This is a genomic window from Aquidulcibacter sp. (assembly GCF_044346625.1).
Lineage (GTDB): Bacteria > Pseudomonadota > Alphaproteobacteria > Caulobacterales > Aquidulcibacteraceae > Aquidulcibacter.
The window spans coordinates 1-10689 of sequence record NZ_JBIIYV010000082.1 but is presented as its reverse complement, the minus strand read 5'-3'; the positions used below and the strand labels follow the sequence as shown (position 1 = coordinate 10689).

Genomic DNA, 10689 nt, shown 5'->3' with positions numbered 1-10689 from the left:
CCAAGGCCCTAAAACCCGCGCCCAACCCCCACCTTTGGCGAAATCCCCATAGCACCACCCGACAACAACCAAGATTCGTTCCCTGGACACTTTCGTACGCCAAGAGGCATCCGAAACCCTTCACAAAGCCGGTCACTTGAAGGTTTTTTGGTTGGTTTCCAAAGCGGACGAAACCGATAATTCACGTGGCATTTTCTTGCTAAAGGTTTTGCTTTGTCTCAGGGAGGAATAATTCTAGGAACGTGCAGGACACCAACATGGTAACGACTGAAGGCAGCTGCTTGGCTTTGATTTGTGCCGGTAAAAAATGCGCAAAAAGCGCCATCAATTCAATAACAGATATCCGGTGCGTGCGCCGAAGCCAGCTTTTGGCTCTTGGACGGCTTAGAGCCTTTCCCAGCTTTCTTGCATCACTCTGAAGTAGGAAAATGCCCTCATTTCAGAGTGGTCGAAGGCTCCATCCGTCTCGTTGAGGCATAAACCTGCTCTAAAAGACTGCGATCATCGTGGGGCAATCACTTCCCGCACAGGCGCGCTTCATGCCGGGTGAATTAAACGAGAATGATACTTGCCCATCGCTATCAATGGCAATGACCCCGCCATCGCCACCGAGATCCCCAACATCGGCGATCATGGCGTCGGAGGCGGTTTGGACTGTGCCTTGTCCATAAAGTATCCTTGCGGCAACATTTCCCGCACCACCGCTGAGAATGAACGTCTCGCCAATACCTGTGCACGAAATAGCGACCTTTTTATCTGCCCAAGTCCCCAGCCCTGCTATAGGTGTGTCGCCGATCCGGCCAGGTAATTTGCCAAAAGTTCCTCCTGTCGACGTTCCTGCGGCCAAATTTCCAGCTAAGTCCAATGCAACTGCCCCAACGGTTCCATGCGTGCGAAGCGTTTGGCCCGCCGGAGCAATTTCGCTGTCGAGAACGCCAATAGGGGTCACATAGTAAGTGCCGGGATCGGTTACATGCGCTAGCCCATGGCGTTCACAAAAAGCGTTTGCACCAGCGCCCGCAAGCAAAACATGCGGGGTCTTTTCCATAACCAAGCGGGCCGCAGCAATCGGGCTGACCACATCGCGGACCGCACAAACACCTCCTGCACGCCGCAGAGCGCCGTCCATGATCGACGCATCCAGCTCGTAGATGCCATCGGTATTCGGCCCTGAGCCCCGACCCGCACAATAAAAACCCGAGCCCTCCATCTCGCCGATGACCCATTCGACCACATCAAGAGCACTAGCGCCCCCCGCCAAACGATCACGGCATGCGTGGATCAAAAGGTTCAGATCGCGCTCCACAATTTGATAGTCTTGCCCGGGATTAACCCCCGCACCGCCATGAATGGCGACGCCAAATTTACCATGACTCATTTAGCGCACTCCGGCGGGTAAAATACTGATATCCACCGGATCAATATCAAATTGGACTTTTGAGATCGTGTAACGCCCTTTGCCTGCATCATCATTGCCAAACCAGCCTTGCGATTGTGGCGTTTCCGTAAAACGGTAGACAATCCCTTTTCCCGACCCATCAAAAGACGTCCGGTTAATTGACGTGACGACTTTATTATCGAGCAAGTCGACGCCAAGGGCTTCGTCCACACGATTATTGGGAACCGCCATGCCACCACCATTCATCGCAGGATGATCGTAATATTCGCGACCAAGGGTTGGCTTTTTGTAGGTAGCGGGCGTTACCGCTAGAGTGGTTAGATTGAGCCCGTCGCCGCCGCCGAAGTAAGACAGCGACATACCCGTTACGCCAAATCGGCCGCTTGTTTCGCGCGCAATCGCGGTGCGTGCGTCAATCACACTGACCCCACCAGCACCCACTGATGTTGCCTCGTTGGTTTTAAAATCGATCACCAACGCGGTATCTTCATCGATGCCAAAGCCTATGCGTGACGGTGTTGGTAGAAGTGCTAGTGCGCGCGCAAGACGACCGAGGCGGGCTTTGCGGTCAAAATGTTGATCCACCAAACTACCGGGGAAAAAGCCTAGCCCTGGGGCCATCACTAATGGTCCACCGTCCATGTCGCTATCTTCGGCACTGGCCAGAGTAGGTTGCAGCAGTGCTTGCAAGCTATCGCCACGCGCAATCATTGTGGGACTCATAATCGCGGCACCAGCACTGGAACCGCCAATAACGGCACCATTGATCAGGCGCTGGCGAATGGCAGTTAACATAGGTGTATCAGCACCCGTTTGGGGCGCTAACAACAGACGTATTGTGCGGGCCTGATCACCGCCAGTAAACCAGATGGCACCCGCCGCGTTGATCTTTGCAATCTCAGCAGGGTTATTAGCGTTGGCCCACCGCGATTCGTCCACGTTTGGCGTATCTCGGTCGTCTTGGGTCGCAAGATGGACCACGTCGATGCGGTTGGCGGGAACACCGTAGCGGATGAGGGTTTTCTTGAATGAATCTGCTGCTCCCGCCGGTCCACCAGATGCCGAAGGGATAATAGCAAATCGGGCCGTCCTATTGCCCACAGCACGGCTGATGAAAGCGCGGTGGACGACTTCATTGTCGCGCGACAACGCGCCTCCGACAATAACGAGTGAGCCTGCTGTCGATGCCGACTGGGCGAAAGTCGCAACGGGACTCATAAGTGCAAGGCTAAGGCCGATAAGCGCGCTGGCATTTACTAAATGTCTCATGAGAACCCCATCGCATGCGCGCTCAAAACAAACACGCTTGAAAGTGCAAATAATAACGCCATCGGCCGCCAGAAGAAGGCAATCCAGCGCGTAAAATCGAGCCTTGCAGCTGCCAAGCAGCCCATCAAAGCCCCTGACGTTGGCACGACTACATTGGTCAAACCATCACCAAGCTGGAATGCCAAAACCGCCGTTTGGCGGGTGACGCCCGAGAGATCGGCCAGCGGCGCCATCAATGGCATGGTGATAGCCGCTTGTCCCGAGCCAGAAACGATAAAGAAATTGATGATTGTTTGGAAGAGGTACATGCCCCATGCGGTTGCCCAATCAGGCAAGATTGCCGTGACCCCACTCATACCGTGCAGCAATGTATTGAGCAGACTTGGGACAGCTGGATTATCGCCACCCAGCAGCAGAACAATACCCTTCGCGGCCGCAACAATCAGAGCGGCAGGTGCCAATTGGACCGCGCCATCGCGGAAGGCTTCCACAAGATCATTGCTATCGGCACCGTTAAGACGAAAGACCCGACCGATAACTCCGGCTACCAAACCCACCGCCATGAATTGCGCGGCAATCTCGGCCAGATAATAGCCTTTGGCAACAACGCCCCACCCAACCCAGATGATACCAAGCAACAAGGTTAGCATAATCAAAGTATCGCCAAGCCCAAATTTGCCATGTCCTGCGGTTACCTCGCGCTTGTCGGCCCATTTGGCGTCGGACATTTGGGCGATTGAAACGGCGGGATTGAGCCTGACCTTGCGCGCGTAGCGCCAAACATAAAATGCGCCTAACGCTGTGAACGCAACCCACATCACTGCCCGAAATTCCAGTCCCGACATAACCGGAAGCCCTGCGATGGACTGGGCCACAATCACGCTAAACGGGTTCATCCATGAAGTAGCAAAACCAACTTGAGTGGCGACATAGCAACATAATAACCCTGTGATGCTGTCATAGCCCGACCTAATAAGGGCGGGAACCAGCACAAGACTAATCGCAATAGCTTCTTCGCCCATGCCAAAAACCGCGCCGGCCAAGGAAAATGCAACAAACATGAGGGCAATGACGCCATCGCCGCTTGCACCTTCTTTTGGCATGACTGCCGTTAGTGCGCGGTCCACAGTACCTGTCCGCATGATCACGCCAAAAGCGCCACCAATCACCAACATAAAAGCCATTAGCCCGACCGTGGCCGATGACCGGCCACCTGAAACCAAGCCTTCAAATAGGAAATTTAGGAAACCTACGTTTTCTTGTGTACCAAAAAGAGGCGCACCATCGGGCGCTCCAGCTTCTTGATAACTACCGGGAATAATGCGCGGCGGGTCGCCAGTATCCAAAGTGAAGACGCCGGGGCTAATCACAAAGGTTGCGGCATAAGCGATAATTGCAAGGATTAAGATGATTAGAAACGTATCAGGCATACGCATCGGTTCTGACAATGGCACCTTTTCAGGTTGGTTCATGACAATATCCTATTCGTGGTCTGACTTTGGAGGATCAGCGCATACCCGACGAAAAAGTATCCAAGCCCCGACATAACGGGGCTTGGATGAGAAAGCGCGTTAGAAGCTATATGTTGCCCGTAGCGTCACAAAACGGCCGATCAAATCATGGTTGAAAAGATCCACATTGGATGAAGAACCCAGCACCAAAGGTGGCTTTGCATCCAAAATGTTGCGGACACTCAGGTTCAGCGACAAGTGCTTGGAAACGTCATACCCAACGCTACCGTCAAATGTGACAGCTGGCTTAACACTAATGTCGGCATTGAGGGGCAGGCCAAGAGTTTCAAGCGTCCGCGGCGCGGGATCATCAAGATATTCGCCGGTATATTTGGCGGTTAATGACGCCCGCCATGCTTGGTTACGCCAGCGCAACTTGGTACTCATTGAGGTTTGTGGATAGCGATAATCGCCCGCCAGTTTCTCTACGACACTTCCAGCAGACGCTTGGCGATCAAAGTTGATGAGATAGGAGGCATCAAACAAAAAGCTGAACTGACCGATATCCATTTTTGGCAAAAAATAGGTCAATGATACGTCAATACCATCGGTCTTTTGATAACCAAGATTAGTGATTTGGAAGTGGGCATCCGACACAAAGCCGTTTGTCACTTCCACGCCGGGTGTGCCTGTTGGCAACAGGCCTGGGCCTACAACCGGGAAACCACCAGCAAGAGCCCGCCGGATGAAATCATCCTCGTCAATGCCAACCAGGTCTTCGTGTTCGATATTCCAGTAATCAAGGCGGAATTCAAAATCACGGTTTGGTTTGAAGATGAAACCCGCGCCAAAGCTTGTCGCATTTTCAGCCTTAAGGTCGAGGTTGCCGACGTCTTCGCTTAAGAGTGATTGGCCGCTTCCGGCTGCATTATTATTGCAAGCAGCAGGGACTTTCAGGCAACTGACGCGGTAGCTTGATAGCAAGACTCCAGCCCCGCTTTGGGCCAGCGACGGCGCTCTAAACGAGGTTGAGTAATTGGCACGGAAGCCGATGCTATCGATGGGCTGCCAACGTAGCGCAATCTTTGGGTTAAAGTCGCTACCAAAGTCGTCATAATTATCGTAACGTCCGGCAAGCTGTACATCAAAGCGATCCGTGATGGGCACATAAAGTTCGCCATAAGCCGACCATTGATTACGTTCACCGATTGCGCTGGTCGAAGAGAAGCCCAAGATGGGTTCGGGGTTTAGGCTTGTTGCAATAGCGTCACCTGAGGGCGTATCATTGAGCGTCTCTTGGCGGAACTCGATACCGAAAGCGCCTTTGACCATGCGGCCACCGAGATTGAACAAATCACCATTGGCGCTAAAATCGATCTGGCTGATGCGCGACTCGCCTTCTCGTTTTGCTTTGGTTTCAATCGCTTCTTTAACGCCAGGTGCCTGATTTTCTTGAGCTTTGAACGGGTTGTACCAAAGGGTCGTTTTGCCCTGGCTTTCGCATGTTGTGCCAAAATAGCGAGCACTTGGACGACGTAAATCCACATCCCAGCGCCGCACAATGCTGCCATCAGAGCATAAATTGCCAAGGTTTGTATCGTAGAAGGCTTTGGACTTGACCAATCCAGTAGTGCCATTTTGTTCGCGGTTATTGCCACCATACAAAAGACCAGCCTCAAGTTTCCAGCCGTTTTGTAATTCAAATTCCAGTACCGAGGTGGCGCGGAAACTGGTCGATTCGACTTCAACTGCGCGTGATTGTGGCAACTTGCCCCACATGAAAATTGGGAAGCGGTTAAACGAGCTAAAGCGGCTAAAGCGGGCTTCTGCCGTCAACTCGTCCTTGAATGTCTGGGGAAAATTTGGGTTCTCTGGATCTATCGGCGCACGCGAAAAGTTGGCTGGAGAGCCTGTGCCTGCACTGGTTGAGGTCGAATACAAGAGTTGATTTGACCATGTGATGTTGCCGCCAAAAGTGGCCGTATGGGCAAACAGGCCACCAACCGATTCTAACTCATCAGAAGCGGAAACAAATCTGTTATTGTCGGTCTCGCAAAACTCACCAAGGTTACCGGACTTAAAAGTCGAAGCTGGGCAGCCGCCATCATTTGGTTCTTCGGTTTGATCAAGGCGCATCGCGAACAAGTCATTGAAACTGGGATAAATGCCTTGTTGGCTGGGACGAACGCTGGTGCGCGAGCGGATCCGGTCGCGCAGATAGAAGGCGTTGCGATTGTAATAATCAACGACCCCCATGAAGTGATGGTTGCCAAATTGCTTGCCAGCAGCAAGATTGATGCTGGCTCGGCCTTCATCGGTTTTGGCGGTGGAATCGCCGTAAGATGCCGACAATTCTAAGCCTTCAAAGTCTTTGCGCAGGACATAATTGATCACTCCCGCAACAGCGTCAGCCCCATAAATTGCCGAAGCACCACTTGGTAGAACCTCAACCCGCTCCACGACTGCCAAAGGTAAGGATGAGACGTCGATAAAGGATTCTTGTCCGCGTGCGAAAGCGGAAACTGATGCGCGGCGACCGTTAATCAAGGTCAAAGTGGCGCTGGCACCGAGCCCACGTAACGACACACTAGAGGCACCAACCGGAGTGTCAGACGACAATGGCCCGCCCGTTGCGGTTGAGAATGTGCCGTCACCACCGCCTGTGGACGGTAAATCTTGTAGCACTTCAACAACGCTGACAGCGCCAGACTCAAGTATCTCTTGGCGCGTGACTTGGATAGCCTGCACGGGGCCATTTTGATTGATGCCGCGAATACGTGTGCCAACAACAACAATGACCTCTTCTGCGGCCACACTTGTCGGTGTTGTGGCACTTGGAATGGCAGTTGTAACTTGAACGGGCTGGCCAGTTGATTGGCCAGTTGATTGAGAGGCTGTTTGGGCGGCTGCGGGGGTGACGATCCCCATAGTAAGTAGTGCGGACAGAACACCGCGCAGGTCAAGATGGTCGATTCTCATGGGAATGTCTCCGTCGCGGACGCGCACGTCACGTCGACTTTTCAGTTTCTTGGTTTAAGCTAGGAGGAATTAGCGGCCCTGAAGAATATCCAACACGCGCCCACCATCGCGGCGAGCATGCACTTTAATCATAGAGGCTGGATCGGTATTCGTGCGGGGCTCGCCATGGCTATCAATAACCAGAGGCAAGGCTCATTCGTCGAACCACTCGGCGAGGTGATATTGCACCGATCGCCTGTTAAGAACTTGGTGGCAGGTCATGCTTTTTCTTCATTCCAGCGAACTAATTAACAGGAATGGATCGCAGATATCTGGAAATGTCAATACACGCACACAACATCGCGCGTCCAAGTCGATCCATAATTTTGATTGCACAACTTTTGAGCGCTCTTGTTCAGATTGCAGCATGTCAGCAGCTAAACAGAAGCTGACCTGTGCGAGCCAAATCACCGTTTTGACACTCCGAAGTCACCTGGCAACGGGGGTTGTCGACAACTCAATAAGCAATCTGCGGTTACGTCAGTATTGCAAGTGGCTGGCTTAAAAATGCCCAGCGCATACAAAGTGGGCTGCTAGCTGAAAAGCTTAGGCGCAGTTTTGACCTATCTTCGTCCGCTTTCCCAAGTTTAGACGCCAAACCCGCCCTTCCGTTATCGGCCAGCTGTGGTCAATCGTCGATGTAGACGGCAGTGGATTGGTTTGCATGTCTCAAGTGACAATAATCCTTGGCAACAATGTCCAAACACTTGGCAATTTTGTCCAAGTGGATTGGCAATTTGGCAGGACTGCGATCTGTCCGAAGCAAACCATTTTGATGGCCCTGAACAGCCACCTAGATTCTGCGCTGCCAGATTGATTAAAGATCATTCCTCATTTGAAGACGGCCCACAAGCGCTGCGAAACTCGATGGTCTACGCGCTTGTGGGCCTAGTGCATGAATCCCAAAAGTAGGTCTAACTTAAATTGTGTCTCTTCCTACTGAAGTTCTCATCGGCCCTAGCACTCTATTATGCCGCGCATGGCCGCCATACAAACTATGGCCAGCAGCCAATGCAGAAGTTGGTCAATCGCCGCCGCAACTGGCTAACGATTTGCATGCTCTAGCCAAGCTGCTTTGGTGGGCGTTCAAATAGGCCTCAGCACATTGCGCGAAAGTCATTGCAGCCGCGCGACTGCGTATCGCTTCTTGCTTGGCTTCAGCACGAACTTCGACGGCATCATTGCCTTCGCGAACTTCATGGCGAATGCGCTCCGCCTTCTCTCGTGCGTTGGCGAGGCTTACATCTTCAAAGCTGCCAATGCCCATCTCGCGCAGTTTTCCGGTCGCCGCGCGATACCGCACGATCCATGACTTCCGCAAATTGCCGGCAACCGGATGCTTGGTCACTTGCAAATAAAGACCACCTCCATCTGCGTGCTTGCCAGGCGCAGAAATGGACTTGAGCGATGCCGCCTTTAGCTTGTTTCTTAAACCCGGCATGACACATCACCCGAGCGACAATTGAAAACCTGCATGCCTGTACCGACGAAATACCCACATTTTGGAGGCCCTAGAACGAAACACTTCGAAACTGTCCGCCACACTCCTCCGACAAGAAAATTCAATATATCAGATAATTAGCGAAAAATCGAGCGCTATTGAAACGATTTGACGGACACTTTTTCGGCTCTCTCGTCCTGCCAAGCATAATTACACCAAAAACTCCAATTCCGAATGGTCCAAATTTCAGGTCGCAGAGCAGCGCTTTAAGCCAAGACTTCTAGCCCGTGCTTCTCAACCAAGCTCAATAGCTTCAACGCCATGCCGCTGGGGCGTTTGGCCCCTGTTTCCCACTTCTCGATCGTGGACTCGCTGGTGTTGAGATAGCGGGCAAACACGGGCTGGCTCACCTTATTGGTTTCGCGCAGCTTTTGAATGTCGTGCGGCGCATAGGGTGCGGGAACCGTCAGGCACGCACTGTCAAAATTGCGCATGGTCGCTTTGTCGATTACGCCCGTGCGCAGAAGCGCTTGGGCAGAGGTGTAGACAGCTTCAAAAGCGTCACTCTTGTAGGCTTTCTTACTCATGTCACTTGATCCTTATCAGGTTGTTTAATCTCAATCCAATGGCCATCGTCAATTTGCGCCTCAACTTGGCTCTCGCTCATGCCTGCATAGATTTTGGCGAGGTCGCGAAAGGCCTTCAACTCACCATCATCAATGTTGTCGCGATCCTTTTTAGCAAAAAGGTAGGAATAAACCCAAAATGTGCCGCCCTTTGCCAAAAGGATTGACCGATACCGATTGCCCGCCAACCGTTTCTTGAACACCCGCCCCGCCCAAGTCGTCGGCTTGGCCCAGCCTTGCTTGCTCAATAGCATTCCATAGCTCGTCATCGTCAATCCGCGCTTTTTTCGCCGCTTTGGCGAACCATATGGTTTTGAAAGCGCGGGAGATTGGAGTATACACCATGATTGAAGGATAGCACTAGGTGCGGGAATTTTCAAGGGGTGCAAGTTGATCTTCAGATAGTCACAATCAATATTTGGCTTCCTATCCTTCTAGATCCAAATCGCCGCGACCTGCTCTTTGCCAGCAGCTGTCAAGAGAGACGAAGGATGACCAAGGAGGGATATAGGTCGAGCGGCAAAGTGAGTGAGAAATCCAAAATTAACTATCGACACCATGTCGATATGATCCTAGAAATGAAGCTATGGCATCATCTAAAAACGCTCAAATAGGCAAAGCCGCAGCGCGACCAAAGGGGCCGAAAGCTAACCAGATGGACAAGCTGCCCGATGTGGCAGCACTTGAACAACTAGCGCTGAAAAAGAGTTTGAGCCCGGAAGATCCCGCACTGAGGCGTGCACAGCTCCTTGTTTATGACGCCTGGGAGGCACGCGACGCTCGCAGTCGGAAGGCTTTGGCACTCAGGGCACTTAAATTGTCGCCCTTTTGCGCAGACGCTTGGACAATCTTAGCCGATGCCTCTGGGTTAACCCCTGACGAAACTGGCGGCTACCTCACGCGCGCCGTTGCGGCGGGCGCATTGAGTCTCGGGCCAAAGGGCTTTGAAGAGTTTGCCGGCCACTTCTGGGGCTTTCATGAAACACGTCCCTACATGCGGGCGCGCGAACGGCTGAGCCATCATCTTTGGAGATGCGGGCTACGCGAGGATGCAATCGCAGAACTTGAAGAGATGCTTCTTCTTAATCCAGGCGATAATCAGGGTCTTCGTTATCCGCTTTTGTCGTGGTTGTTACATCAAGGCGATGACACACGAGTTGACGCACTCTTGGCTAAGCATGAAGATGAGCAAAGCGCTTTTCTGTCTTGGACAAGGGTCTTGATGGCACTGCGGGCGGGCGAGAAAAGTAAAGCGCTTTCTCTTGTTAAATCCGAGGCTATGTTAGCCAATTCGCATATAGGAACAGAACTGACGCGTCCCGCGCCATCTATCAAACCGAGCCGGGGTTTTTATACCCTTGGCGGCAAGGATGAAGCGGAAGCCTACGTCGATCTATATGGCTTCGCATGGGCCCAAACTGACGGAAGCCTCGAGTGGCTTAAGGAGTTGCCAAAGAAGAAATGACTAGGCTGCCGCCCCGACAC

Annotated in this window: 9 protein-coding genes; 1 reads left to right on the top strand and 8 read right to left on the bottom strand. The window is 52.5% G+C overall.

The window, feature by feature from the left end; genetic code table 11:
- Positions 1-487: 487 nt before the first annotated feature.
- From ACIQ20_RS14370 to ACIQ20_RS14335, 8 genes are all read right to left on the bottom strand, one after another.
- Positions 488-1378, bottom strand: coding sequence for an isoaspartyl peptidase/L-asparaginase family protein (locus ACIQ20_RS14370; RefSeq protein ID WP_395781459.1), 891 nt, complete (start codon positions 1376-1378; stop codon positions 488-490).
- Positions 1379-2668, bottom strand: coding sequence for a cyanophycinase (locus tag ACIQ20_RS14365; RefSeq protein WP_395781457.1), 1290 nt, complete (start codon positions 2666-2668; stop codon positions 1379-1381). It abuts the gene before it with no gap.
- On the bottom strand, positions 2665-4140 hold the full coding sequence (gene yfcC, locus ACIQ20_RS14360) for a putative basic amino acid antiporter YfcC (protein ID WP_395781455.1): 1476 nt from the start codon (positions 4138-4140) through the stop codon (positions 2665-2667). The genes ACIQ20_RS14365 and yfcC overlap by 4 nt, the downstream gene beginning before the upstream one ends.
- A 99-nt stretch (positions 4141-4239) precedes the next feature.
- On the bottom strand, positions 4240-7098 hold the full coding sequence (locus ACIQ20_RS14355) for a TonB-dependent receptor domain-containing protein (RefSeq protein WP_395781453.1): 2859 nt from the start codon (positions 7096-7098) through the stop codon (positions 4240-4242).
- A 1063-nt stretch (positions 7099-8161) separates the two neighbouring features.
- Positions 8162-8578: an Arm DNA-binding domain-containing protein gene (locus ACIQ20_RS14350; protein ID WP_395781451.1), complete on the bottom strand. Its 417-nt coding sequence runs from the start codon at positions 8576-8578 to the stop codon at positions 8162-8164.
- Positions 8579-8844: 266 nt separating this feature from the next.
- Positions 8845-9165 (bottom strand): helix-turn-helix domain-containing protein, encoded by a 321-nt coding sequence (locus ACIQ20_RS14345; RefSeq protein WP_395781449.1) that lies wholly within the window; start codon positions 9163-9165, stop codon positions 8845-8847.
- Complete coding sequence (locus tag ACIQ20_RS14340; RefSeq protein ID WP_395781447.1) at positions 9162-9407, bottom strand: type II toxin-antitoxin system RelE/ParE family toxin; 246 nt, start codon at positions 9405-9407, stop codon at positions 9162-9164. The genes ACIQ20_RS14345 and ACIQ20_RS14340 overlap by 4 nt, the downstream gene beginning before the upstream one ends.
- Positions 9316-9549, bottom strand: coding sequence for a type II toxin-antitoxin system RelE/ParE family toxin (locus tag ACIQ20_RS14335; RefSeq protein WP_395781445.1), 234 nt, complete (start codon positions 9547-9549; stop codon positions 9316-9318). Before ACIQ20_RS14335 ends, ACIQ20_RS14340 begins: the two co-directional genes overlap by 92 nt.
- 310 nt (positions 9550-9859) lie before the next feature.
- Between ACIQ20_RS14335 and ACIQ20_RS14330 the strand changes: the two genes are divergently transcribed.
- The gene (locus tag ACIQ20_RS14330; protein ID WP_395781443.1) at positions 9860-10669 is read left to right on the top strand and encodes a hypothetical protein; all 810 of its coding nucleotides are present in this window, start codon (positions 9860-9862) and stop codon (positions 10667-10669) included.
- The last annotated feature ends 20 nt before the right edge of the window (positions 10670-10689 follow it).

Coding starts and splice junctions, on each gene's coding strand:
- ACIQ20_RS14355 (WP_395781453.1), bottom strand. CDS start 7,098: ATGAGAATCGACCATCTTGACCTGCGCGGTGTTCTGTCCGCACTACTT.
- ACIQ20_RS14330 (WP_395781443.1), top strand. CDS start 9,860: ATGGACAAGCTGCCCGATGTGGCAGCACTTGAACAACTAGCGCTGAAA.
- ACIQ20_RS14350 (WP_395781451.1), bottom strand. CDS start 8,578: ATGCCGGGTTTAAGAAACAAGCTAAAGGCGGCATCGCTCAAGTCCATT.
- yfcC (WP_395781455.1), bottom strand. CDS start 4,140: ATGAACCAACCTGAAAAGGTGCCATTGTCAGAACCGATGCGTATGCCT.
- ACIQ20_RS14345 (WP_395781449.1), bottom strand. CDS start 9,165: ATGAGTAAGAAAGCCTACAAGAGTGACGCTTTTGAAGCTGTCTACACC.
- ACIQ20_RS14370 (WP_395781459.1), bottom strand. CDS start 1,378: ATGAGTCATGGTAAATTTGGCGTCGCCATTCATGGCGGTGCGGGGGTT.
- ACIQ20_RS14335 (WP_395781445.1), bottom strand. CDS start 9,549: ATGGTGTATACTCCAATCTCCCGCGCTTTCAAAACCATATGGTTCGCC.
- ACIQ20_RS14365 (WP_395781457.1), bottom strand. CDS start 2,668: ATGAGACATTTAGTAAATGCCAGCGCGCTTATCGGCCTTAGCCTTGCA.